The 25325-nt window shown below is 69.2% G+C and carries 20 protein-coding genes; 12 read left to right on the top strand and 8 right to left on the bottom strand.

Translation table 11 applies throughout. From position 1 onward, the window contains the following. The first annotated feature begins 372 nt into the window (after nucleotides 1-372). The 4 genes from AB0B90_RS01700 (at nucleotide 373) to AB0B90_RS01685 (ending at nucleotide 7111) form a co-directional block, all read left to right on the top strand. Complete coding sequence (locus AB0B90_RS01700) at nucleotides 373-3879, top strand: bifunctional glycosyltransferase family 2 protein/CDP-glycerol:glycerophosphate glycerophosphotransferase (protein WP_362920240.1); 3507 nt, start codon at nucleotides 373-375, stop codon at nucleotides 3877-3879. 164 nt (nucleotides 3880-4043) lie between these two features. Further along, complete coding sequence (locus AB0B90_RS01695) at nucleotides 4044-5030, top strand: CDP-alcohol phosphatidyltransferase family protein (RefSeq protein ID WP_350943380.1); 987 nt, start codon at nucleotides 4044-4046, stop codon at nucleotides 5028-5030. A 25-nt stretch (nucleotides 5031-5055) separates the two neighbouring features. Further along, nucleotides 5056-6066, top strand: a complete 1011-nt coding sequence (locus AB0B90_RS01690; RefSeq protein WP_350943382.1) for a sulfotransferase — start codon at nucleotides 5056-5058, stop codon at nucleotides 6064-6066. A gap of 1 nt (nucleotide 6067) precedes the next feature. Then, nucleotides 6068-7111, top strand: a complete 1044-nt coding sequence (locus AB0B90_RS01685; protein ID WP_350943384.1) for a sulfotransferase — start codon at nucleotides 6068-6070, stop codon at nucleotides 7109-7111. 156 nt (nucleotides 7112-7267) lie between these two features. Here the strand turns inward: AB0B90_RS01685 and AB0B90_RS01680 are convergent, their stop codons facing one another. Both AB0B90_RS01680 and AB0B90_RS01675 read right to left on the bottom strand, forming a co-directional pair. Beyond that, nucleotides 7268-8443: a glycosyltransferase gene (locus AB0B90_RS01680; protein ID WP_350943386.1), complete on the bottom strand. Its 1176-nt coding sequence runs from the start codon at nucleotides 8441-8443 to the stop codon at nucleotides 7268-7270. Beyond that, nucleotides 8440-11235: a CDP-glycerol glycerophosphotransferase family protein gene (locus AB0B90_RS01675; RefSeq protein WP_350943388.1), complete on the bottom strand. Its 2796-nt coding sequence runs from the start codon at nucleotides 11233-11235 to the stop codon at nucleotides 8440-8442. Before AB0B90_RS01675 ends, AB0B90_RS01680 begins: the two co-directional genes overlap by 4 nt. Nucleotides 11236-12429: 1194 nt before the next feature. On the opposite strand from AB0B90_RS01675, the gene AB0B90_RS01670 reads away from it, so the two are divergent. From AB0B90_RS01670 to AB0B90_RS01655, 4 genes are all read left to right on the top strand, one after another. Continuing rightward, the gene (locus AB0B90_RS01670; protein WP_350943390.1) at nucleotides 12430-12933 is read left to right on the top strand and encodes a hypothetical protein; all 504 of its coding nucleotides are present in this window, start codon (nucleotides 12430-12432) and stop codon (nucleotides 12931-12933) included. Between the two features lie 124 nt (nucleotides 12934-13057). Then, nucleotides 13058-13183 (top strand): AAA family ATPase, encoded by a 126-nt coding sequence (locus AB0B90_RS01665; protein ID WP_362920237.1) that lies wholly within the window; start codon nucleotides 13058-13060, stop codon nucleotides 13181-13183. Nucleotides 13184-13604: 421 nt separating this feature from the next. After that, nucleotides 13605-14144, top strand: a complete 540-nt coding sequence (locus tag AB0B90_RS01660; RefSeq protein WP_362920235.1) for an RNA polymerase sigma factor — start codon at nucleotides 13605-13607, stop codon at nucleotides 14142-14144. Further along, on the top strand, nucleotides 14141-15241 hold the full coding sequence (locus tag AB0B90_RS01655) for a CU044_5270 family protein (protein ID WP_362920233.1): 1101 nt from the start codon (nucleotides 14141-14143) through the stop codon (nucleotides 15239-15241). The genes AB0B90_RS01660 and AB0B90_RS01655 overlap by 4 nt, the downstream gene beginning before the upstream one ends. Nucleotides 15242-15269: 28 nt before the next feature. Here the strand turns inward: AB0B90_RS01655 and AB0B90_RS01650 are convergent, their stop codons facing one another. From AB0B90_RS01650 to AB0B90_RS01625, 6 genes are all read right to left on the bottom strand, one after another. After that, on the bottom strand, nucleotides 15270-16283 hold the full coding sequence (locus AB0B90_RS01650; protein ID WP_350943396.1) for an SRPBCC domain-containing protein: 1014 nt from the start codon (nucleotides 16281-16283) through the stop codon (nucleotides 15270-15272). Between the two features lie 179 nt (nucleotides 16284-16462). Beyond that, nucleotides 16463-17443 (bottom strand): pyridoxamine 5'-phosphate oxidase family protein, encoded by a 981-nt coding sequence (locus tag AB0B90_RS01645; RefSeq protein WP_350943398.1) that lies wholly within the window; start codon nucleotides 17441-17443, stop codon nucleotides 16463-16465. After that, a complete protein-coding gene (locus AB0B90_RS01640) occupies nucleotides 17444-17887 on the bottom strand; it encodes a VOC family protein (RefSeq protein ID WP_350943399.1) in 444 nt (147 codons plus the stop codon). A 433-nt stretch (nucleotides 17888-18320) separates the two neighbouring features. Continuing rightward, entirely contained in the window at nucleotides 18321-18896 is a 576-nt protein-coding gene (locus AB0B90_RS01635) for an ABATE domain-containing protein (protein ID WP_362920229.1), read from the bottom strand. Nucleotides 18897-19113: 217 nt separating this feature from the next. Further along, nucleotides 19114-19320: a hypothetical protein gene (locus AB0B90_RS01630; protein WP_362920227.1), complete on the bottom strand. Its 207-nt coding sequence runs from the start codon at nucleotides 19318-19320 to the stop codon at nucleotides 19114-19116. Further along, a complete protein-coding gene (locus AB0B90_RS01625; RefSeq protein ID WP_362920225.1) occupies nucleotides 19310-20938 on the bottom strand; it encodes a PspC domain-containing protein in 1629 nt (542 codons plus the stop codon). Before AB0B90_RS01625 ends, AB0B90_RS01630 begins: the two co-directional genes overlap by 11 nt. Nucleotides 20939-21080: 142 nt before the next feature. Here AB0B90_RS01625 and AB0B90_RS01620 point away from each other — a divergent pair, with 142 nt between their 5' ends. From AB0B90_RS01620 to AB0B90_RS01605, 4 genes are all read left to right on the top strand, one after another. Beyond that, nucleotides 21081-22295, top strand: coding sequence for a PspC domain-containing protein (locus tag AB0B90_RS01620; protein WP_350943406.1), 1215 nt, complete (start codon nucleotides 21081-21083; stop codon nucleotides 22293-22295). A 67-nt stretch (nucleotides 22296-22362) separates the two neighbouring features. Further along, on the top strand, nucleotides 22363-23001 hold the full coding sequence (locus tag AB0B90_RS01615) for a response regulator transcription factor (protein WP_350943408.1): 639 nt from the start codon (nucleotides 22363-22365) through the stop codon (nucleotides 22999-23001). 51 nt (nucleotides 23002-23052) lie between these two features. Further along, nucleotides 23053-24522 carry a glutamate-cysteine ligase family protein gene (locus AB0B90_RS01610; RefSeq protein WP_350943409.1) on the top strand — a complete coding sequence of 490 codons (1470 nt, stop codon included), beginning with the start codon at nucleotides 23053-23055 and terminating at the stop codon, nucleotides 24520-24522. 55 nt (nucleotides 24523-24577) lie between these two features. After that, nucleotides 24578-25252 (top strand): neutral zinc metallopeptidase, encoded by a 675-nt coding sequence (locus tag AB0B90_RS01605; protein WP_350943410.1) that lies wholly within the window; start codon nucleotides 24578-24580, stop codon nucleotides 25250-25252. Nucleotides 25253-25325: the final 73 nt, after the last annotated feature.

Genomic DNA, 25325 nt, shown 5'->3' with positions numbered 1-25325 from the left:
AGCCTTGACCTGGGCTTGGGGGAGGCGTTGCCGCGTCACGGACCCGAGGGCGGATCGGCCGGCCGGGGGAGATGTGCCGGAGATGGTCAAGTCTCGGTCAGCTCACTCCATCGCGGTCATATTTTGGGCTCGCCCGGCCCGGCGCGGAGCCATGCTGCTGACGTGACGTCTACGTCGCGTTCATGGCCGCCAGGTTGTGTCGACGGGCACACGGGCTCCTTCCGCCGCTTTCCGGCGACCACTGGGCTTCCCGCCGCGCGCCCGTGACGTCTTCCACGCTGAGTGGATCTTCGCCCGCGTGCCATGTCCGGCGTTCACGCCGATGGACCGGACTGTGAGCTTTCGACTACCGGAGGACCGATCGTGGCCCCAGTGAGCATCATCGTGCCCATATACAACGTGGAGCCGTACCTTGAGGCGTGTCTGGAGTCGTTGGTCGCGCAGACCTGGAGTGACATCGAGGTCGTCATGGTGGACGACGGCTCTCCCGACTCCAGTGCGGAGATCGCCGAGACCTTCGTCGAGCGTGACGCCCGGTTCCGGCTGATCCGGCAGGAGAACGGGGGCCTTGGCACCGCGCGCAACACCGGCATAAGGCACGCCAGCGGTGATTTCCTCGCCTTTTTGGACAGCGACGACATGCTCCCGTTGACGGCCGTCGAGACGATGGTGTGCTCTCTGACGGAGAGCGGATCCGATCTCGTCACGGGCAACGTCCTGCGCTTCAGCGGGCAGGGGGTGCGCCAGTCGGCGATGCACAAGGCGATCTTCGCCAACTCCGCCAGGCGGACCCACGTGACCGCCGACGAGATCCTGCTCAAGGACCGGCTGGTCACGAACAAGCTCTGGCGGCGCTCCTTCTGGGACGAGCGGGGGCTGAGCTTTCCCGAGGGGGTCCTGTGGGAGGACATCGCCGTCGCCCTGCCCGCCCACTTCCTCGCCGGGGCGGTGGACGTGCTGTCCACTCCGGTCTACCTGTGGCGGGAGCGGGAGGGGGAGAGCGTCTCGATCACCCAGAACCGGGGGCACCTCAAGGGGATCGAGGACCGGTTCGCCGCCGTCGACTCCGTGCGGAGTTTCCTCGTCGACACGGGGCGGACCCAGCACCTGAGGGCGTGGGACCGGATGGTCCTCGACAGCGACCTGCCGAACTTCCTGCAGGTGCTCGACCAGGCGGGGGAGGAGTTCCGGAGTCGCTTCCTCGACCTGGCGTGCGCCTATCTCGACAGGGCGGGGCCGAAGGTTCTCCCGCTCATCCCCGCGCAGCGCAGGGCGAAGTGGATCCTCGTCAAGGAACGCAGGATGAGCGACCTGCTCCAGCTGCTGGAGTGGGACAGGACGGTGAAGCCGACCGCCCGCGTCGTCGGGAGCAGCCTGCGCGGGTACCACCTCAACGTCCCCGTTCAGGTCGAGCGGTCCGCCACGCGGATGCGCGAGGAACTGGACCTGCGCCAGCGGGTGGACAGCCTGGAATGGAAGGACGACAAGCTGGTCGTCGAGGGCCGGGTCTCGCTGCGCTACCTGCGTCCCCGCAGGCGGATGCAGCAGCACCTCCTCGCCTGGCTCGTCCCAGAGGGCCCCGAGAGCACCGGGGACGCCAAGGGCACCGGGGGCGCCAAGGGCGCTAAGGGCGCTGAGGGCACCGAAGGACTCGAAGGTCGCCGGCGCAGGATCCGGCTCCCCGTCACGATCAGGCGGGGCCTGTCGCTGGTCGACACCGGCCCGCGCAGGCGCAAGGACTGGTGCGGGTTCCGGCTCACCGTCGATCCCGCCAAGCTCCCGGCCGGCTCGTCCTGGCGGATCGACCTGTGCGTACTGTCCCGAGGACTCCTGCGCCGGGGAAGGCTGGGGCAGCCGAGCCCGGCCGCACGGCGGCTGGAGTTCACCGAGCGCGAGCCGGGGACCGTGGCGTGGACGGAGTGGACGCCCGCCGAGGAGTTCAGGCTCCGGGTGGAGCGGCCGGGGGGCTGGGTCACCGGCCACCGGGTGGCCGAGGGCAAGCTGAGGATCGGCGGCCGGTGCGACGACGACCTCGGCGCCGCACCGACGCTGCGGCTGGTCCGGCCGCAGGGGGGCCGTGACCGGCGCTACCCGATGACCGTGTCGGACGGCGCCTTCGAGGCGGTGGTCGACCTCGACGGGGTGCTGTCCGAGCACTGGCCGGAGCTCGACCCGGCCGGCCTGGAGATGAGCGCGCTCAACCCCGGGGCCGAGTGGCACTTCGAGGTCGTCCCCGCCGAAGGAAAGGCCCGGCCGCTGCTCGTCGCCCGCGACGTGGAGCGTGGCCTCTACCGGCTCCGCGGGCGCGACGTGGTGCTGAACCGGTCGCAGGCCGGTGGGCTCGTGCTGCGCGAGCAGCGGCCGACGTTCTACGTGGAGCGGGTGGAGTGGACCGACCTGGGCCACCTCAGGGTGACCGGGGCCCCGATGCGCCCGATCGACGGCCCGGCGTGGCTGGTCGTCACCTCGCGCAACCGGCTCACCGAGCGGCTCTTCCCGCTCGTCGACGGCAGTGCCACGGTGACGCCCGAGGGGAGCGAGACGCTCGGTGGGTGGCTGCCGCTGCCGGCGGGCACGCACGGCTTCGCGATCCGTACCGGCGCCGGCACCGGTGACATGCGCATGGAGTTCCGGCTGTCCGCGCCGCTGGAGCACATCTCCGCCACCCGTACGTTCGTCTTCGACACCGACCTGATGAACGAGGCCGTCTTCACCGTGAGCGACGACCTGCGCGCCTCGGGCAGGCCGAAGCAGCAGCGGTTGCTGCGCGAGGACTTCTACCCCGCGAGGTGCCAGGAACCGCTGCGGCCCGCCGTCCTCTTCGACGGTTACGGGGGCAGGCAGTTCTCCGACAGCCCGAAGGCGATCTACGAGGAGCTCGTGCGGCGGGGTTCGGACCTGGAGTTCATGTGGGTCGTGCGGGACGGGCAGGTGGAACTGCCCGAGGGGGTGACGCCGGTCCGCCGGTACGGGCGGGAGTTCTTCGAGGCCCTCGCCCGCTGCAGGTACATCGTGACCAACAGCCACCTGCCCTCCTGGTTCGAGCGCAGGCAGGGGCAGACGGTGCTGCAGACCTGGCGGGGCACGCCGTTGAAGCGCGTCGGGTTCGACGTCGAGAAGGTGCCGTTCGCCAGGCCCGACCAACACGAGCGGCTCGCCAGGGCCGTCGCCCGGTGGAGCCACCTCATCTCGCCGAGTCCCTGGTGCACCTCGATCCTGGACGGTGCCCTGCGGTTCGAGGGGGAGATCCTGGAGATCGGCTCTCCTCGCGACGACCTGCTGCGTCGTGCCGGAGCCGAGCGGATCGGAAAGATCCGGGAGCGTCTCGGCCTGCCCGAGGGCAAGAAGGTCATCCTGTACGCCCCGACGTGGCGCGACGACAAGCTCTACAGCAGGGGACGCTACCGGCTCGACCTGCGCCTCGACGTTCGGCACATGGCGGAGAAGCTCGGCGAGGACCATGTGCTCATGATCCGTAAGCACCCGAACGTCACGGACAGGCTGCCCAGGGTCGGCACGGACTTCCTCTTCGATGTCTCGATATATCCGGACATCCAGGAGCTTTACCTGGTCGCGGACATGCTGATCACGGACTACTCGTCGGCGATGTTCGACTTCGCGGTGACCGGCAAGCCGATGTTCTTCTTCACCTACGACCTGGAGCGCTACCGCGACGAGGTGCGCGGCTTCTACTTCGACTTCGAGGCCGAGGCCCCCGGGCCGCTGCTGCGCACGACCGAGGAGGTCGTGACGGCCGTACGGGACGCCGACGAGGTGCGCGGTGAGTACCGGAAGCTGTACGACGCCTTCACCGCCAGGTTCTGCCCGCTGGAGGACGGCGGCGCGGCGGCCAGGGCCGTGGACCGGATCTTCCGGTAGCCGCCCGTCGTCCTCACGAAAGGCCGGGGAGACCCTCCTCGGCCTTTCGTGTCCTTCAAGCGCCGGAGCCCCATGGCGCGGGTCGGTCAAGAAGTGGCATGGAGATCTTCTAGTAGTTACAGAGCGTAGATGACAGGAGACACCGCGTGGCCATGCTGGAACGCATGAGGGCCTATTCGTTGGACGACGTTCTCGCGACCCGGAAACGAAAAGACTCCTGGTGGACCGTTTTCCTGGTCGACCCGGTGGCGTGCAGGCTCACCCTGCTCGTCGCCAACCACACGTCCATCACCCCCAACGGGCTCACCCGTTTCTCCCTGATCCTCGGCATGTGCTCGGCGATCTGCTTCGCGTCAGGACGGCTCGCCGCGGGGGCACTGCTGTTCTACGTGAGCTTCATGGTCGACTGCATGGACGGGAAGATCGCCCGGCTCAAGGGGACGGGGACGGCGTTCGGGCTCTGGCTCGACTACGTGGGCGACCGGATCAGGGTGCTCTGCTGCGCCGCGGGGCTGGCGTCCGGGCAGTACGTGGCGACGGGCGACGTCTCCTACATCCTGCTGGGCGCCGGGGTGGCCGTCCTCGACCTGTTCCGCTACGTGAACGCGCCGCAGATGAAGCGCGTGCGCGAGGTGGTCAGGGAGAACCGGCTCGGACGGCCGGTACCCGTCGAGTCCGTGGTGACCGTGGGATCCCCCAGGGCGGGGGAGGCGCCGGTGGCCGCCGGGCACACCGCCCACGCGGGACACCTCAGGCCCGTCGAGGTCATCACGCCCCGCGAGCCGCTGCGAGTCGCCGGATTCGAGGACCAGGAAGAAGACCGTGAAGAGGTGCGCGGCGAGAACCGGGGAGAGGACGGGGCCGGACGGCGGGGGCCCAGGAAAGGCAGGCGCCCGAGGCTGCCCCGCAGGTTCACCCGACTCCTGGCCCGCCACCGGGTGCGGACCCACCTGATCAGCGGTATCGAGTTCCACGCCGCCGTGTTCGTGGTCGCCCCGCTGGTCGGGACGGTCGCCCTGGTACCCCTCGCGGTCGCGGCGGGGGTCCTGCTTCTGCTGAACGAGGTCGTTCTGATCTACCGAATGTGGCTCTTCGCCCGGGTGGTGCCCGTCGTACCGCTCGTCGGGAAGGCGCCACGCATATCTGTTTGACCAAGCTTTACGGGGGTTCGTTGTCATGCAGTCCGACCGCCCGATCTTCGTGATCGGTTGTCCGCGTTCCGGCACCACGATGCTGCAGCTCATGCTGCACTCGCACCCGCGCATCGCGGTGCCTCCGGAGACACGGTTCGTGGTGCCCGGCTACTACCGCAGGTTCTCCTTCGGGGACCTGCGCGAGGAACGCAACCGGCGCAGGGTCGGCCGGTGGATCGTGAGCGACAAGGACACCAAGTTCAAGGAGCTCAAGCTCGACGGGGACAGGCTGATCGACGACATCGTCGCCGGTCCGCCCACGCTGGGGTCGGCGATGGGAATCACCTTCCGCTCCTACGCCGAGCAGTACGGCAAGAGCCGCTGGGGTGACAAGCGGCCCAGCTACTACCACCACGTGGACCTTCTGCTGCGGCTGTTCCCCGACGCCCAGTTCGTGCACCTGATCAGGGACGGCCGCGACTGCGTGGCGTCGCTGAAGGAGATGCCCTGGTACACCAAGGACGTCTTCCACGCGGCGGTCAACTGGAGCGAGGCGATCGACTACGGCCGCCGCCACGCCAAGAGGCTCCCCGCCGACAGCTACTACGAGCTGCGTTACGAGGACCTGACGGCCTACCCGGAGACCGAGCTGAGCAAGCTCTGCGACTTCCTCGGCGAGGACTACGACCCGGCGATGACCGAGCCGTACCACGTCGCCAGGGTGGCGATCCCGCAGCACAAGGTCTGGCACAGCCACACCCACGGCGACGTCACGACGGCGAGGGCGGGGTCGTGGAAGGCCAGGCTGGAGCCCTGGGAGATCTCGGTGTGCGAGACGGTGCTCGGCGACCGGCTCACCGCGAACGGCTACGAGCTGAGCGGCGCCCCCAAGGCGAGCAAGACCCACGTCGAGGCGTGCGAGAAGGCGGCGTCCAAGCGGCGCTGGGCACGCAGGCGCAAGGAGATGCGCGACCGCGTCAACCGGTTCCGCGAGCCGAGCCCGGTGGCCGCGAGGCTCACCAGCCGGCAACTCGGCGAGCTTGCGAAGGTCTGAGATGAAGCCCGATCGCCCGATCTTCATCCTGGGCTGTCCCCGCTCGGGGACCACGATGCTGCAGCTGATGCTGCACGCCCACCCGCGCGTCGCCATCCCGCCGGAGACCCGGTTCATGGTCTCCGCCTACCAGCGGCGGCTCCAGTTCGGCGACCTCAACGACGCCGCGCACCGGCGTGAGCTGGGCGAATGGGTGGTCGACCGGCGCCAGTCACGCTTCCACGAGCTGGAACTGGACCGCGACGAGGTGCTCGACCAGATCGTCGGCGGGCCGCCGACACTCGGCTCCGCGCTGGGCATCGTGCTGCGCGCCTACGCGGCCAGGCACGGCAAGCCGCGCTGGGGTGACAAGCGGCCCTCGTACTTCCAGTACACCGACGTGCTGCTGCGGCTGTTCCCCGACGCCCAGTTCGTGCACCTGATCAGGGACGGCCGCGACTGCGTGGCGTCGCTGAAGGAGATGCCCTGGTACAACGGGACCGTCTACAGCGCGGTCTCCGCCTGGGCCGAGGCGATCGACTTCGCCAGGCACGGCGCGCCGAAACTGCCGGGCGGCAGCTACCACGAGCTGCGCTACGAGGACCTGACCGCGGAGCCGGAGGCCCACCTGCGCAGGTTGTGCGAGTTCCTCGGTGAGGACTTCGCCCCCGCCATGTGCGACCCGGGCGCGATGGCCGGCATCGCCGTACCCGCACGCAAGACCTGGCACGCGCGCACCTTCGGCGAGGTGACCACCGCGCGGGCCGGTTCGTGGCGTGACCGGCTCGACCCCGGCGAGATCTCGCTGTGCGAGAGCGTGCTCGGGGACCGGCTGCAGACGTACGGGTACGAGCTCACCGGGGCGCCGAAGGCCGAGACCTCGCGGTTGATGTCCTACGAGCGGACGGCGGCCAGGCGGAAGCTGACCCGGGTGAAAAGGGTGACGTTCGACCGGCTGATCCGGCTCCGCGAGCCGAATCCGCTGGGGGCCCGGCTCACCTCCGCCCAGATCGTGCTGGCCGGGGTGCCCATGCCGCGCACCGAGCCCGTCGCGGCCGGCAGGTGAGGGGCTTCCCGCCGATCCGGTACGTGGTCGGCATCCGGCCGAACGGGACTTCCCGCCGGCGGTACGCGGTCAGAGGGTGATCCGGGCAGGGCTTTCCGCCGGTGGTACGCGGTCAGGGTGTGATCCGGACAGGGGTTCCCGCCGGTCCGGGGACGGTCAGCGGGTGATCTGGTCGAACAGGGCCTCCCAGCGGTCCAGGACGTGGTCGGGGCGGAACGCCTCGACGTGCGCGCGGGCGGCGGCTCCCAGCCGCCGCCGCTCCGCGGCCGAGGCGATCAGCCCGGCCAGCGCGGCGGCGAGCCCGGTCACGTCGGCCGGGGGCACCAGCACCCCGGTCTGCCCGTCCAGTACGAGTGACCTGAGTCCGCTCGACACGTCGAACGCCACCGAGGGCACCCCGTAGGAGGCCGCCTCGCCGACCACCAGCGGCAGCCCCTCGTGCTCGCTGGACAGCGCGAGCAGCGACCCGCCCGTGTACTCGTCCGCCATCCGGGCGGCGGGCACCGCGCCGCGGAACACCACCCGGTCGCTCACCTCGCACTCCGCGGCGTGCGACAGGAGCCGTTCCCGCTCGGCCCCCTCGCCGATCAGGTGCAGCTCCCAGCCCTCGCTCGCCTCGCGACGGGCCCTCACGAGATCCGGGTGGTCGCCGTCGCCCTCTGCGCCCTCTGTGCCTCCGGGACCCGGACGGCCGCACGCCCGCGCGAAGGCCGAGATCAGCCGGTCGAACCGTTTCACGCCCTCCAGCCTGCCGACCCCGAGCACCCGGCGGGCGGTGAGGTCCGCGGTCCGCGAGGGCCAGACGGGCAGCGGGTTCGGGATGGACCAGGTGTTGGGCAGCAACGCGTGCTCGGAGAACAGCCACGCGTCCTCCTCGCTGAGGAACACCGCCTTCTCCAGGGCGCCGTAGTGGCCGCGGACCGAGCCGAGGTGCCACGATCCCCGCGCGTGCTCGTAGGATCCGTGGTACTGCCCGATCGGCAGCAGTCGCTCGGGCAGCAGGTCCCCGATCCGGGTGACCACGCTGGGCGAGGAGAGCACCGCGAACCCCGACCCCACCTCCCGCAGCAGCCTGTCGAGCGCCTGCCGCTCGCGGCGCCTGCCGAGTCGGGAGAGCCTTCCCACCGGAGCCCGGTGGATCACGTGACTGGTGTAGCGAGGCCGTTCCACATAGCGGAACGGCTTCTCCGACCGATGCAGCCCGATCACGTGCACCTCGCGGCCCCGTTCCGCCAGGCCCTGCGCCACGGTGTGGGTGACGCGCTGGACGCCGCCCAGGGTGTCGGCGTCCAGGCACGCGAACACCACCGCCCCACCGCGCCCGCCGGTCACCGCGACCGTCCGAGCAGCGGCAGGCGTGCCAGGTGCCGTGGCACGATCGGGGGGCGTTCCCGCACGTCGGAGGGGAGAGGGGCCTGGGCGTGCCGGGGGTCGAAGAAGGCGTCCACCACGTTCGCCGAGGCGTTCCCCTTCTCGTCGGCGCACCACGTCCTGCGGAACGCGATGTACCTGGAGGCGAACGCCGCCGTCGTCCCGTCGAGATCTCGCAGCACCTCGATCAGCTCCTCGGTCGTGGTGAGGCAGGGGCCGGGGGCGATCGCGGGCAGGTCGTGGTAGACGCCGCGTTCCACCCTGCGGTACTCGTCCCAGTCGTCGATCAGGAACAGCATCGGCCGCCCGGTGATCGCGTAGTCGCACATCAGCGACGAGTAGTCGGTGAGCAGCGCGTCCGAGAGCAGGATCAGGTCGTTCACCTCCGGATAGGAGCCCGCGTGCCGGACGAAGTGGCGCAGATGCTCGGGCACCTCGAACCGCTCGACCGGGTGGGTCCGCAGGATCACCGTCCAGTCGCCGGAGAGGGCCTCGGCCATCGCGTCCAGGTCGGCCCTGACCGACTGCCCGGACCCCTTGGCCCGGTCGCGGTAGGTGGGGGCGTACAGCAGCACCCTGGACCAGTGCGGGATCTCCAGTCGCCTCCTCGCCCGCCCCGCCGCCTCCCGGTCGCCGCGCACGAGCACGTCACAGCGGGGAGAACCGTGCCGCAGCAACCGCCCCCGGTAGCCGTTGGAGGGCACGAAGACCCGCTCGAACTCGGCGCTGGGCGAGACCAGCGCGTCCCAGCGGTCCACCGCGGCCCGCCAGGTCGCCCTCGGTCCGTCGAAGTCGGCGCGCAGGTCGGGCGCGTCGAAGCCGACCGACTTGATGCCCTGGCCGTGCCAGGTCTGCAGGTAGCGGGTGCCCGGCGGTTTCGGATAGGCGAGCGGCATGCCATGGCTGTCGACCCAGTAGCCCGCCCTCGCCATGGTCCAGATGTGGCGCCAGCTCATCCGCCGTACCAGCCGGACACCGGAGGGAAAGTGCCCCCGTGCCGTGGCGGCCGACCACACCATCTTCAGCGGCGCGCCGCGTCGCCTGAGCTCCTCGTAGATGTAGCGCGGGTTCCCGGTGTATCCGGTGCCGACATCGGACTCGAACAGGGCGAGGTCCCTGCGCGCGGGCAGCACGGAGATCAGGCTTCTGTAGACGCGGAGCTTCACCTCCGGCCCGCTCACCTTCCGCAGCAGGCGGGCGGCGGCCCGCTTGAGCCTGGGCAGCTGCCGCAGCAGCCCCTGGCGGCGCCAGAGCACCCGCAGGAACGCGGCGTTCCCCTCCGCCTTGACGACGATCTCGTGGCACAGGACGGTCGTGCCCAACGGCGCGGTGGACGGGTCGACGAGCAACCGGTCGGCGGTGACCCGTCCGTCGGGGTTGAGGATCTCGATCACCGGGTCGTAGCGGCCCTCGAAGCCCAGCCGGCCGTGGTGGATCGTGGTGAGGTCGATCGTCGCCTCGCTCAGATAACCGCCGTCCGGCTGCTCGCGCGGTTCCAGCCGCAGCCGATCGTTCCTGAACCGCAGGTACGCGGTCCAGCCGGGCGTGGCGGTGAGCACGCCGAACGGGTCGTACGTCGTGATCGCGAGCCTGATCAGCGAGCCCTTGCCGGTGACGACCGCCTCGTGGCGCAGCCGGGAGGCGCTGTAGGGAAGCTCGGCCATCCGAAGCGAGGTGATCTCCCGCCTCTCGTCGGGGACCGCGCCCCAGTAGGTGCGCCCCCCTTCCCGTACGGCGACGCGCGGCGGGGCCTTCGGGCCGTTCAGCGACCGGGCGGCCACCAGCAGCTCGTCGGGCCTGCCGTCGAGGATGAAGCTGCAGCAGACCCGCATCAGCGGGTCGATCGTCTCGAACACCACCGGGTCGAGCTCCGCCAGGTAGGGGCGGACCACCGAGACGAACTCCTCGATCCACGCCGGGTCGCGCGAGGGCAGCGGGTTGAGATAGACCCGCAGGTCCTGGCGGATGAAGCGGCGCTGCCGCTCGTGCACCAGGTGGCCGAGGCCGTTGTCCCGCAGGATGTCGTCGCTGAGGCGGGCCGCCCTGATCCTGGAGCGGACGTTCGTCATCTCCGTCAGGCACAGCGAGATCGACAACCGGGTCTCGCTCTCCGCCGAGGCCCGGTGCCAGATGTAGACCACCCAGGGGACCACGGCGAACCGCCGCGCCGCGCAGTACAGGGCGGTGGTGAAGACATGGTCCTCGTAGTGCATGTCCTCGCGGAACGGCACCTGCCGCAGCAGTTCGGCCCGGTACAGCTTGTTGGTGCTGAAGGAGTCGAGGAACATCTCCGGCTCCTGGGCGATCCCCTCGACCGTCCTGCGCCTGGCGAACAGCGCGGGGTAGTAGCGCGCGGTCTTCCCGCTCCGCTCGTACAGCCGGGTGATCTGCCCGGTGACGAAGTCCGCGCCGGTCCTCTCGATCTCCAGCAGCATGCTCTTGCAGGCGTGTCTCGTCAGCTCGTCGTCGCTGTCCAGGAACATCACGTACGGCGCCCGCGCCGCCGCCACGCCCCTGTTGCGCGGGACCCCGCACCCCCCGCTGTTGACCTCCCCGCGCAGGTAGCGGACCCTCGGGTCCTTGCGCTGCAACTGCCGGGCCACCCTCTCGGTGTCGTCGGTGCTCGCGTCGTCCGCGATGATCACCTCGATGTCGCGCAGGGACTGCCGGAGTACGGACCGCACGGCCCTGGCCAGCCGTGGGGCATCGTTGTAGGTGATGACCACAACGCTGCATTCCGGGATATTGATCACGACCCGAGATATTCCCGGGAAAAAGTAGGCAGTTGTCCTACTTGTCCACTGATAACACTATTTTTGATGCCCTATGGGGCGCGATCCAGGTCCCGTGCTGCCGGGCACCGCCCGAGCCGTGACGGCCGGGGCCGTCAGGAGGACTTCGATCCTCTCATCGCCCGGTCGCGTCACAGTCCTCCTCGGAGGGGTCTGGCATGCATGATCTTCTAAGCCGCCCAGCCTCCACCTGCCGGGCTCGATACAGTGGTCGGCCAAGCTCGGCGAGACCTGCGGACGCCAGGCCACCCCGCGTACACGCGGCTATCAAACAGTCGTAAATCGCTGTTGGTGATCTAACTCTGGGCTTCGATCGATGGGTTAGTTGGGTGGCGCGATTCTTGCAGAAGTCCTTACCGTCCGGCAAAAGCATCTAATTGACTATAAAACTGCTCACCTCCCAGAGAATATTGATCATGGTCGGGCGATAGGGAAGGGATCCTCGAAACTTGTCTGCGGGCAGCCGGAGGGCGACGAGTCAATGCTCTCTGCAGTAAGGTTGTGGCCAACCTCTATCTTTTGCCGACGGGTGCGCGTAGGCTGATGATGGTTAAAATCCGGCAAGATCGGGCATCTGTGGCAAACTATATGTGAATAGAATAAAATCCCTTATGCGGCTAAAGGGAACGGTAAAACTTCTGTCAATCACGGGAAACTTATAGTGGCTGCAGGCGTCGCTGGTTAGCGTCCGTCTCATGAGCCAGCCAGACCGAGGGTACGTACGTGGAGAGGCCTGCAGTTGTGGACCGCCTCCCGAACGGTGCGTAAAGGACAGTGAAGTGCTGACTCACCACACCAAGAATGCGGGGGAGTTCCTTAACGCGCCTCGTGTCGAAACTGAACGCGAAGTTTCTCTTCTCAGAGGAAGGCTCACCACCGAAGAGGCCACGCGTTACCGCATCAGGCGGGGTGGCGAGGCGGCGATAAAAGCGGCAGTCGAAAGGTCGGAAGTCCGCCATACCACTGCCGGTCGCTTAAGGCAGGCCGGCTTCGCGGTGGTACACACCCCGGGAAGAAGGGTCAACGGCCCCCATGTTTCGGTGGTGTGGCCGGATGACGACCCGTTGGGGAGGCAGGACATCCCGTGGCCGGACAGCGTGGAGGCCGGGTTTGCTGACTGTTTTGTTGGACACGGCTAGATGTGAGGTGGTTTCAGTGAACCTTGACTCCCTGGTGAAACAAGGTCGCCTGCCATGGTGCCCAAATTCCCAAGCAAGCCGCCTGGAAGTCTTTCACCGGTACGAGATTCCACTTACCGGGGTCTTCTGGATGGGACAGTCCGCAGTCCTCTTCACGATGACCTTTGAAGGGGATAGAGATCTATCGGTCTGGGCTTACGTGGAGCTGGACGCAGAGGTGGCGGCGGGCATGAAGGGGCTTGTTTTCGAGTCTCTTGAGGCGCTCGACGAATGGGTCGATGCTCAGTTCGTCGGACGGGAAGCTGTTCTGGCGATCGTTCGCGAAGACAAGATCGGAGATCGTTGGACACGGATGCCTATAGAGTCCGGCCTGTTGGAGGCAACGGACTCCTTTCTTACCGCGATCATCCGGAGCTTAGAAAAGGTCGAAGACACCACGAGTAGGATTCGAGCCAAGATCGCAGGGCTTGACGCGGCCCGATCCGAGCTTCCCGACAATTCCGAACTCCTCAAAATTTAAGATCAGGTCGGTCTGTGTTTTGTGCGCCTGTCGAGGTGTCGACACCACACTGGTCTCCTGCTTGAACCCCTACGACTTCCAGAGCCTCATCGGCCCAGGTTCGCCATGACCCTTGAGGGAGGACATGAGCCCCGAATCCAGGCTGATCCTGCTGTGCGGGCTGCCCGGCTCCGGGAAGACGACGCTGGCCAAGCACTTGGCGAGAGAGCTTCCAGTGGTGCAAATGAGACGACATCGGCTGGCAGGCTGAAGTGCTACGAACAAGGCAGTCATCAAACCAGTGCGAGTGCCCTGCGTCGCGCGCAACCATGAAGGCCCCACAAGCGGGCAGCGCGGCACGGCGCGTGCATGTCGTATCAACAGGCTGCGAAGGTCAGCCGAAAGCGGTGTCGATATCGTCGGCCAGGGCCAGGGCCAGGGCCAGGGCCTGGGTCGAGACGGCGACGAGCATCAGTGCGGGGGCAGCGGCGTCCTTCGGCTCCGGCAACCTCCTTCACCACTCTCATCCCATCGTTGGCTGATGCACCGGCCTGAACGTCCACCGGGGCCGTAGCGACTGCCCAGAGGTTCCGGCTGCTTCCGCCGAAAGGGACGGCGAAAAATAAGGGAAGGGTGGGATGCCCGTCGGGCAAGAAGGGGTGTCTTGTCCTTCTGGCAAGGGAGCCCCTTGCATGATCGCTGTTTCTGATCTGTCCTCGCTGGTCGACCGGGAGCGGTTCGCCGCCGTCTTCGACGCCCACTACGAGGAGATTCGCCGCTACATCGGGCGGCGGCTCGGCCTCGATGTCGCCGAGGATCTGGCCGCCGAGACGTTCCTGATCGCCTTCCGTCGTCGCGACCGGTTCGATGCCGCCAGGGGCGGGGTCCGGCTCTGGCTGTACGGCATCGCCACCAACCTGATCGGCCGTCACCGTCGGGCCGAGATCCGCCGCTATCGGGCGCTGGCCAGGACCGGACCGCCTCCCGACGACGACGGCCACGATCAACGGGTTGCCGAGCGGGTGACGGCGGGGGTCACGGTCGGTCGGTTGTCAGGGGCATTGGCACGGCTGTCCAAGGGCGAGCGCGACGTGGTGCTGCTGATCGCGTACGGAGGGCTGACCTACGAGGAGATCGCCGAGGCGCTCGGGGTCGCCTACGGCACGGTGGCCTCCCGGCTCAGCCGGGCGAGGACCAAACTGCGCGACGTGCTGGGAGTGGAGGTCTGTTGAACGAGTTCCGGTTCATTGACGATGTGATGCCCGACGTCCCGCTCGCCGATGCGGCGAGAGTCGCCGAAACCAGGGCCAGAGCGCTGAACGACGCGAGGTTCTCACAACGACGGTTCGCAGGACGGTCCCGTAGCCGTTTTGGATGGGCGGTCGCGGCCGTTGCCACGGCAACGGTGGTCGCGTTCGTTGTAACCGTGCCCCGACTGGGGCCGGACGCCGCACCTCGGGCGGGAGGGCCGGGAGAGGTGCTGGAGGCGGTGGCCGACCGGGCGGCGGCGAGACCGAAGCCTGTCGAGAGCCTGTACTGGCGGGCGACCACCCAGTTGTTCCTGCGGGTGCGGGTCAACGGCTACGTCGTCGACGACTGGGGACGGCAGACGCTCTGGTACAGCCCTACTCTGCCCACGGTGCGCGAATGGACCAGGCTCGGTACGGTGCCGTCCACGGCGAAGGGCCGTGCCGCGTGGGAGCGGGCCGGTTCGCCGGAGCTTTGCGCTTCGCACCGCGACTGTGACGTCAACCTTCCACCGATCGACCGGACTCTTGTCACGCCGGATTCCTCGAATCGGCCGGCACGTCCCCTGCGGGTCTTCAACGTGCCCTTGGACGTGAAGGAGGTCATGGAACTGCCGGAGAAGCCGGAAGATCTCAGGGCCAGACTTCTCACGTACTGGCCCGCGTACAGCAAGGCGAAACCGAAAGGGCCTGACGAGACAGTGGACGACTGGCTCTGGTCACTGGGGTCCTCCCTCCTGTGGGACGTGCCCATTTCGCCGGGTACGGGCGCGGCCGTCTACCGGATGCTGGCGGCTCTCCCTGGTGTTCGGATCATCGAAACGGTCCAGGGGCCCCACGGGCGCGTGGCGATCGCACTGGCACGCGAATCCTCGTTCGAGGGTACGGAGAGCCGAATTTTGATCGACCCCTCCACCGGCGACCCACTCGGTCTCCGCAAAGCATTGGTGACGGCCAGGGACGGCATGCCATCCGGCACTGTGATCACAACAATCACCGTCGGAAAGTCCGATTGGACCGATAGGTCGCCTCACGTACCCAAGGGCTGCACGTCGGACGACGTCGAAAAGTGCGTTTACTGAGGATCGCGGGAGACGCTCTGACAGCTGGTCAGTGCCGTAGAGCGCGGCGGATCAGCCAGGTGAGCAGGATGAGGGCCGCCAGGGCGGCGACCAGGGGGCCGATGCGCTTGAGCAGGGGCATGCCCGCGACCTCCAGGAGGTTCAGGGCCTCCTCTTCCGGGCTGAGCGAGGTGCGCGAGGTGCCCGCGGGGTGGCTCTGGCGGGACTCGGCCTCCTCGTTGACGGAGAGGCCGGGCGGTGTGGGCACCGCGCTGAGGTGACGTCCCGGTGTGGCCGGGACGCCGGGGGCGTTCAGTCCTTCCGGGCCGCCGGGGCCACCCAGCCCGGACGCCGCCGCCTCAGAGGCCGCCGGGCCACCGGGGCCTTCCGCGCCGTGACCGGTGGAGCCTGCGGGGCCGGGGAACGCCGAGCCGGTGGTGCCGCTCTCCGCGCCGGGGCTCCCGGCGCCGGGGGGTGTCGAGCCCGTCGAGTCCGAGTCGGCCGGACGGGCCGGGCCGGGACCCCAGCTCTCCGAGATCGCCGGAACGTCGTCGGCCGACTCCGGTTTCCCGGCCGCGCTCCGGCCGCCCACGCCGGTCGTTTCCGTGCCGGAGCCCTCGCCCAGCAGGCGGGAGAGGTTGGCCTCGAACTTGTCGATCAGCTTCCCGCCCACCTCGGTCAGCACGCCTCGGCCCGCCTGGGCCGGGCGGCCGGTCACATCGAAGGAGGTGTCGACGGTGACCCGGGTCTCGCGACCCTGGGGGTGCAGGCGTGCGACGACCGTGGCACCGGCCGTGCCCGGACCTTTGGCCTCCTTTCCGGAGGCCCTGATGGTCATGGTGTGGGTGTCCTCGTCCACCTTCTCGAAAGCGACGTCGCCCTGGTACGTCACCGTGACCGGGCCGATCTTCATCTTCATCCGGCCGGTGTAGGAGCCGCCCTCGACCTTGTCCACGGCGGCACCCGGCAGGCAGGGCGCGATCCGCTCGACGTCGAGCAGCACCGGCCACGCCTGCTCGACAGGCAGGGGAACCGTGAACTCGTGCTCGAACCGCATCGCCATCGCTCCGCTCCTTGCCGGTCGGCCGCTGTCGCGACATTACGACTACGCGGGGGCGTATCGCCAGTATGCCGCTCTGGAGTCCCTTCGGACCCTCACGGCGGGCCGTGTCCACGCTCCAGCTTCGTGTCCTTTCCTTCCTACTGCCCTCATTGGCGAGGGCGATGCGTCCGGCCGTGCGGTCAGACCGGCGGGTTGTGGCGGGAGTACTCGGTGAACCTCCAGCGGAGCGGGCTGGCTCCCGGTACGCGGACGACCCGGTCCACCTCGAACCTGACCAGTCGCTCCGCGCCCGGAACGCTCCCCGGATCCCAGTCGATGCGGGCACGTCCGGTCAGGTGCAGGGCGTCGCCGCCCTCCCAGTCGAGGAAGAGCAGGCCGCAGCTGTCGTCCAGCTCCAGGTTCCCCAACGTCATGTACATGGAGTTGCCGACGTACTCCGGCCAGACCAGCCGCCGGTCGTCCAGCACCCGGACGAACCCGGGGTTGCCGCCCCGATGCGACAGGTCGGTGCCGAGGCCGGGCGCGGTGGTGGCGACGAAGAACGTGTCTGCGCCCTCGATCCAGGCCCGGTCGTCGTCGCCGAACGCCGTCGCCGAGGAGAAACCGGCGAGGTCGGCATCGGGAGAAGCGGAGGTCCTTTCATGGGGATCGGGTGAGCCGGGAATTTCCGGGGAGTCTCCGTGGGGATCGGCGGAGCCGGGAGTTCGGGAGGCGGGTCCCGCCGGTTCCGTGACGATCTCTCGCGCCTGGATGTACTTGGGACAGTTGGCGTACGTCTGCTCGGTACGGACGATCAGCCGGTCGCCTTGCCGCGAGACCGTGCCGTTGATCCGCATCCTGCGCCTGCTCCGCGGCTCGATCGCGAGCATCCCGATCTGGCCCCCGTCCAGCCCGGTCAGCGGGTCGTGCTCGCCGGGCACCGCGTCGATCACGACCGTCCGCTCGTCCACCGCCTCCGCGAATCCCTCGGGTCCGGTCAGGACGGACGCCCACAGGAGTCCGTCCCGTCCTGTCGCCCCGATCAGCAGCATCCGCTGTCGCCCCAGGAACTCGGCCGCCACCGTCGGGATCTCCGGCCGGGTCCTGGCCGAGCCCAGCGCCACCGCGCGGACCCCGGCCCTTCGCTGGACCGCGAGCTCTCCGGCGTGTTCCACGGGCATCTAGAAGAAGCCGCAGGTAGGAGCGGCGGCCACCGGTACGGGAGAACCTTCGACGCCCGTGGGCGTGTAGATCTCCAGCCGGATCCCGTCGGGGTCCTCGAAGAACACGCCGCCCGAGGACGCGCCCTCGCCGTGCGCCACCACGCCGTCGTGGTGGAGCGTGGCGCCGGCCTCCCTGATCGCGTCCTCGGCCCGGCGGACCGCCTCGACGTCCGGAACCTGGAAGGACAGGTGGTGCAGGCCGGGCAGGCCGGTGGCGAAGCGGCCCTCGCTCTGCTGCCAGAGGGTGAGCATCAGCGTGCCGTCGAGACCGAGGAAGGCGTACCTGCGGTCGGCCTCACCGGACTCGGCGAGGACCTCGAAGCCGAAGATCTTCAGGTAGAAGTCCCTGGACCTGTCGAGGTCGGAGACGTTGAGGCCGACATGGCCGGTCTGGAAGGTCATCTGATCTCTCCCGTCAGGTTTTCTAACGGATCGGTCCGTTAGTTTGGCTGCAGGATGAATCTAACGCATAACTGGCATTTTTCCCATTATAAATTTGTGGTGTAAATCACAATAAAGAAGGCCTAGATGTGAGATCGCGGCGTCGGGTGTGAGTTCGGCGCGGGTGTCGCGGGTGCGGCCCGACTCGGACGCGGACGTGAGGTGGATCGTCCCGGCGTCGGCCCACGTCGTTCCGTGGCGGGGGGCTCGGTGCCACCTCATGTCGTTCCGTGGCCGGGGTCTCGGTGTTGGTTCGCGTTGTTTCGTGGCCGAAGTTCCGGTGCCGGTTCGCGCCACCTCGCACCCGTGCGTGGGAAAACACCCGTGCGCTGGGAAAGGGGGAGCCGTCGCGGCGACGGCTCACGTGTCACTCGTGAGGGAATCCGGAAAGGCGTCAGCCGTCGCGGTGCTGGTGGTAGTGGCGGGCCGCGCGGGCACGGTTGCCGCAGCCGACCGAGCACCACTCCTGCCGGGCGTGGTCCTTGAGGAAGTAGAGCACGCAGCGCGGCGCGGGGCAGGTGCGGAGCCGCTCCCGCTGAGGCCCGGCGAGCAGCTCGATCGCCGACGTCGCGAGGGCCGCCCGGATCCGCGCCGACTCCGTGACCCCGTCGCCGTGGACGCTACGTGCCCGGGGAACGCCCTCGGCCGGCCACTCCAGCCGCGCGGCGAGCGGCACGGCGAGAGCCGCGGCGTTGACCAGGTCGAGCGACTCGGCGAAACCGGGAAGCCGGTGCGCGTCCGCGCCGCTCGCGGCGCCCGGCTTCACCGCCCTGGCGAAGAGCGCCCGTACGGCCTGCCGCAGCTCCACCACCTCGACCCGCAGCCGCTCCGAGGCGACGAAGTCCGAGTCGATCCCCAGCTCGGCGGCGTGCGCCCGGCCCCACGCGGTCATGCCCGCCACGTCGGCGAGCGTGTCCGTGAGTCCGGCCCGCGTCGCGCGGACGGTGCTGACGAACTCCAGGGCGGACATGCTCCGACTCTAATGCCTGATCTGGCCTTTTGCCGTGAGACCCGGGGGCGGCGGGATCGGGGAGGTGAAGCTCGTGGTCCTGGCGCCGGACGGCCTTGCGTGACCGCGCGGACCGTGCCGTCCTTGACGGTGAGATGCGAGGGCGAATCGGTGAACCGCTCGTTCGCGAGCCAGGAGCCCGTGCCGTTCTCGACTGTGAGGTGTGAGGCCCGCGGTTCTAACGCCGGACGGACTTGGCCAGGATGGCGACCAGACCCGCGAAGCCCAGGCCGCCCACCAGGATCGTGAGCATGACCAGCGGCGAGACGGACGGCTCGCTGATGAAGACGATCCCGGCCGCGATGAAGACCACGCCGCTGAGCAGGGCCATCCAGTCGGTGCGGTGTACGCGACGCTGCTCGGCCCTGTCGATGTCAGGCCGCACGGCGCACCTCCACGTCCCCGATGCCGGCCTTCACGTTCAGCACGATGGTCGCCACGTCGCCCTTGGGGGGCACCTCGGGCTCCAGGATCTTGTTGTGCGCGATGTCCGCCCCTCCCTCCACCGCATGGTCGATCTTGATGTCGCCGAACCTGGTGGCGCTGTTCACCTCGACTCTGGCCGTCGCGGGCAGGATCACGCTTATCGAGCCGACCGAGATCGAGACGTCCACGATGGTCCGTGAGCCCTGGGGCAGGACCAGGTCGCTCAGGTCGAGTCTGCCCGCTCCCACGCCCACCGAGTAGTCGCGGGCCACCTCGGACAGGGTGACGGGCCGCCAGTCGAAGTCGCCGAACTTCTTCGGCATACCGCCCAGCGTGGGCCCCGCGACCAGGGCGATCGACAGGATCGTGCCGGTCGCGACCAGTCCCGCTCCCCGGCCGAACCAGGTGGCGACCAGCAGGCCGGCGCCGATGACGACGAGTACCGCGCCGCCGACGACCGTCATGTTGACCGATCCCGAGGCGGACTGGATCGCCACGATGACCCCTCCAACGATCATGGCCAGACAGATGGTGATGCTCCCGACGAGCGACCTGGGCCGTCGCGGGGCGGGTGGTGCCACCACCGGCCCGCCGTACGCGGCCGGGTCGTAGGGGGAGTAGGGCTGCCGCCTCCGGGGATCCAGAGGCTGGTAGGGGCCGTACGGCGAGAAGGGGGCGCCGGAGGAGTCGAAGGACGGCCTCGTGTGGGCGTAGTACGGGTCCTGCGGGGTCTCGCCGCGTGCCTCCCGCGGTGGCATGGCGGGACCGGTGGGCATGCCCGGCGCATGCCCGGTGGGGCTTTGCGGAGTGGGGAGCGGATGGGACGTCGTGGAGCCCGGTCCGGCCTCGGGCGCGTACGGCTCCGTGACCGTCTCACCGCCCGGCCGCGGCGCGGCGTGAGCGGTGTCTCCCGAGGTGGTGCCGGGAGGGCCCGCCGTCGGAGCTCCGGCGTACGCGGTAGGGCCGGTGGCCCAGGGCGCGGCGGCGTGGGCGGCCGGGTCCCGTTCACCGACTCCGGGCGGTCCTGCGGGGGTGGACGGGCCCGGCCACCGGCCGGGCGGGTGCGGGGTGCGGCGCCTGCGCAGCCGATCGGGCAGGGACCTGGCCACGGCCAGCAGGTCGACCCCGCGGGAGTGGGCGGCGAGCAGGGCGATCGCGAACACCGTGCCGACCACGACCGTGCCGGTGCCGATGCCGTCCGAGGAGACGTTGACGATCAGCCCGAGGGCGAACAGGCCGGTGAGCAGGGTCAGGACCGTCTCGCTGTCGAAGTCGCGCCGGGTCCACTGCTCGAAGTAGCCGGGGCCGCCGTCGGTCTCGCGCATCAGCAGGAACGCCGCGAGGTAGAGCATGATGCCGATACCGGAGCCGAGCACCAGGACCGCGAAGCCGACCCGCAGCACCACGGGATCGATCTGGGCGTATCTCCCCAGCCCCGCGCAGACGCCCGTGAGCATCCGTCCCTCGTTGCTGCGCTTCAGGCCGTGCTCCTCGAAACGCTCCTCGGAGCGCTTTGCCGAGAAGGAGGAGGCGGACGGCGAGCTCGCCGGACCATGGGCCCGCCCGGTGTCGTTCATATGGTCAATCGTGGCCTTTCCCGGTCCGTGACGCATCCGGGAGACCCCTGAGTCGTCCCGGAGGGGGGATGCCTCTCTCAGGGTCGCTTCAGGGGAACGCCTGATGCAGTGGCAGGCTGGTTCATGTGACGATGCTGACGATATGGCTGACCGACAGACAGTTCGTGATTCGGCGCCCGTGACACCCGAAGAAGCCCCTTTCCCCCGCCTTGTGCGGCCGGTGGAAGGACGGCTGATCGCAGGGGTGGCCCAGGGCGCCGCCGCCCAGCTCCGGCTCGACCCGGTCGTGCTGCGGCTGACCTTCGTGCTGCTCACCGTTCTGGGCGGGTTCGGCACCCTGGCGTACGCCGCGCTGTGGATGTTCACCCCGCGCGAGCCGCACGAGGGCAGGGAGCCTTCGAGGGACTGGAGCCAGCTCGCCGCGTACGGCGCGATCGGGTTGGCGCTGACGGCCCTGGGCTGGCTCACCGGCGCCTCGGAGACCGGGATCGGGGCCTGGCCGCTCGCCGTGGGCGGCATCGGTTCGCTGATCCTGTGGCAGCAGGCCGACCCCGACCGGCGGCAGCGCTGGATGAACCACACCGTCGGGCAGGTCCGCCAGAACCGGGTCCGTACGTTCCTCGGGCTCGTGCTCGTCGTGGTCGGCGCGATCGGCTTCCTGGTGGCCAACGACGAGCTGGGCAAGGCCCGTCCCGGCATCGTGTTCACCATGGTGGTCGTGGGCGGTGTCGCGCTGATCGCGGCGCCCTGGCTCGCCGCCCTGTGGAAGGAGCTTCAGCGCGAGCGCCGCGAGCGCATCCGGCAGGAGGAACGCGCCGAGGTGGCCGCCCACGTGCACGATTCGGTGCTGCACACGCTGACGCTCATCCAGCGCAACGCCCAGGACCCGCGCGAGGTGATGCGGCTCGCCCGCTCCCAGGAGCGGGAGCTGCGCAACTGGCTCTACCAGCCCCAGCAGGACGCCGACGCGTCGGTGGCCGCGGCCGTGCGGCGGGTCGCGGCCGAGGAGGAGGACGCGCACGGGGTGCCGATCGAGGTCGTCTGTGTCGGCGACGGCCCGCTCACCCCCGAACTGTCCGCGATGATGCAGGCCGCGAGGCAGGCCATGGTCAACGCCGCGAAATACTCCGGTGCCGAGGTCGTCTCCGTGTACGCCGAGACGGAGCCGGACGAGGTCACCGTCTTCGTCAGGGACCGGGGGGCCGGGTTCGACATGAGCGAGGTGCCCGAGGATCGTATGGGTATCCGCCAGTCGATCATCGGCAGGATGGAACGCCACGGGGGCAGCGCCCGGGTGCGGACCGAGCCCGGCGAGGGCACGGAAGTGATGCTGACCATGAAGCTGGAGAAGACGTGAGTATCGAGCGAGCCGAAGTCGTGCGGCCGGCCGGAAGGCGGACCTCGGGACCGCGAGGGGAAGTCCGATGAGCGTGGTGAAGGTTTTGATCGTCGACGACCACCGTCTGTTCCGTTCCGGGGTACGGGCCGAGCTCGGAGACTCCATCGAGGTGATCGGGGAGGCCGAGGACGTGGAGTCCGCGGTCAAGGCGATCGCCGCCCTCGGGCCCGACGTGGTCCTTCTCGACGTGCACATGCCCGGTGGCGGAGGCCAGGAGGTGCTGCGCCGGGTCCTCGGCTCCGGTTCCACGGTGCGCTTCCTCGCCCTGTCGGTCTCCGACGCGGCCGAGGACGTGATCGGCGTGATCCGGGGCGGCGCGCGAGGATACGTGACCAAGAACATCAGCGGGCGGGAGCTCACCGACGCCATCCGCAGGGTGGCCGAGGGCGACGCGGTCTTCTCGCCGAGGCTGGCGGGGTTCGTGCTGGACGCGTTCGCCTCCAGCGAGGCCCCGCCGATCGACCCCGAACTCGACTCGCTCACCCAGCGCGAGCGCGAGGTCCTGCGGCTGATCGCCCGGGGGTACGCGTACAAGGAGATCGCCAAGGAGCTGTTCATCTCGGTGAAGACCGTGGAGACCCACGTCTCGTCCGTGCTGCGCAAGCTGCAGCTCTCCAACCGCCACGAGCTGTCCCGCTGGGCCACGGCGCGCCGCCTGGTCTGAACCTTCACCCCCTCCTGTACGAGCAGTTACTTATGTGCGACTCTGCGAAGTATGGGACGCGATGTACCCGCGATGGTGTTCAGCCGCGAGGACCGGCGGCGCTACCGGGACAAGGTTCGGCGGTGCCTTGACGTCTTCGCGCAGCTGCTGCGCGAGTCCAGGTTCGAGTTCGACAGGCCCCGGGCCGGGCTGGAGATCGAACTCAACCTCGTGGACGAGCGCGGCGAGGCCACGATGAAGAACACCGAGGTGCTGGAGGCGATCGCCGAGCCCGACTGGGGGACCGAGCTGGGCCAGTTCAACGTGGAGATCAACGTCCTGCCGGAGTCGCTGGAGGGAGACGGTGCGGCCCGGCTGGAGAAGGTGATCAGGGACCGTCTCAACCACGCGGAGGAACAGGCCCGCACCGTCGGCGGGCACATGGTGATGGTCGGCATCCTGCCCACATTGCGGGAGAGCGACGTCCACGAGGGCACCCTGTCGGCCAACCCCCGCTACAAACTCCTCAACGAGCAGATCTTCGCGGCGAGGGGCGAGGACCTGCACCTGTCGATCGAGGGCGACGAGTCCCTGGAGACCTACGCCGACAGCATCACCCCCGAGGCCGCCTGCACGAGCCTGCAGCTCCACCTCCAGGTCAGCCCCGAGGCGTTCGCCGCCAACTGGAACGCCGCCCAGGCCATCGCGGGCCCCCAGGTGGCGCTGGCGGCCAACTCGCCGTTCCTGTTCGGCCGCAGGCTCTGGCAGGAGACCAGGATCCCGCTGTTCGAGCAGGCCACCGACACCCGCCCGGTGGAGCTGAAGACCCAGGGCGTCCGGCCCCGGGTGTGGTTCGGCGAGCGGTGGATCACCTCGGTCTTCGACCTCTTCGAGGAGAACGCCCGCTACTTTCCCGCGCTGCTGCCCCTGTGCGACGAGGAGGACCCGCGCGAGGAACTGGCACGCGGGATCACCCCGCAGCTCGGCGAGCTGACCCTGCACAACGGCACCGTCTACCGGTGGAACCGGCCGATCTACGCGGTCGTGGACGGCACCCCGCACCTGCGGGTGGAGAACCGGGTGCTGCCCGCCGGGCCCTCGGTGGCGGACGTCGCCGCCAATGCCGCCTTCTACTACGGGCTCATGCGCGTCCTCCCGTACGCCGAGCGCCCGGTGTGGACGCGTATGTCGTTCGCCGCGGCCGAGGACAACCTGCACGCCGCGGCACGGCACGGCCTGGACGCCAGGCTCTTCTGGCCGGGGCTCGGTGAGGTGGCCGCGTCCGAACTGATCCTGCGCCGCCTGCTGCCGCTCGCCCACGAGGGACTCGACCTGTGGGGCGTGGCCCCCGACTCCAGGGACCGGCTGCTGGGGATCGTCGAGCAGCGCTGCCTGACGGGCACGACCGGGGCGAGCTGGCAGATCGACATGGTGAACGCGTTCGGCGACCTCGAAAGGCACGAGGCGCTGCGCCGGATGACGTTGCACTACATCGAGAACATGCACACCAACGAGCCCGTCCACACCTGGCCGTCCCCCTGAACCCCGGTCGTGCCGATTCCGCGCGCGGGGAGCGTAACTCCGTCACGATGGGTTCATGAGAGCGTTTTCTTTTCTCCTCGTGCTCGTGCTCGCGGCCGTCACCGCCTGCGGGAGCGTCGGGGAGGGCCCGGAACCGGAGGCCGGTCCCGCCGGTGAGCGGGCCACGCCCAGCGCGCGCGGGGAGACGTTCGAGTCGGACGTAGAGCTGGCCAGGGAGCTCACCGAGGCCTACTGGAAGCAGACCTTCTCCGCGGCGGGGCTGACCTACCGCCCGGTCGCCGCGTTCACCGCCTACCAGGGAGAGAACGGGCCCGACTGCGGCGGGCAGCCCTCGGTGCCGAACAACGCCTTCTACTGCCCGGTGGGGCACTTCATCGCCTACGACGAGAGGTGGATGAACGAGCTCTACGAGCGGATGGGCGACGGCTCGGTCTACGTGATCATCCCGCACGAGTTCGGCCACGCGGTGCAGGCACAGCTGAACACCGCCTTCCGGCTGAGCATCGAGCAGGAACTCCAGGCCGACTGCTACGCCGGAGGAACCCTCGGGGCGCTGGTCAAGGGCGGCGCGCTGCAGACCGAGCCGGGCGACGAGGACGAACTCCTGCTCAACCTCGCCGCGGCCGGCGACCCCACCGACGACTGGCTGCGTCCGGACGCCCACGGTACGGCGGGGCAGCGCCAGGAGCTGTTCGTCAAGGGCTACAACCAGGGGACGAGCGTCTGCTGAGGCGCACCGGGAGTCATCGCGCGGGAGCCGAGAGGCCCCGGAGCCGGGGACCACGTCCGCGATGGTCTCGCGC

Origin of the sequence: Streptosporangium sp. NPDC049078, assembly GCF_040648855.1 — a bacterium.
Classification (GTDB): Bacteria; Actinomycetota; Actinomycetes; order Streptosporangiales; family Streptosporangiaceae; genus Streptosporangium.
The sequence above is the reverse complement of the archived record's forward strand: the minus strand, read 5'-3'. Positions and strand labels throughout refer to the sequence as shown.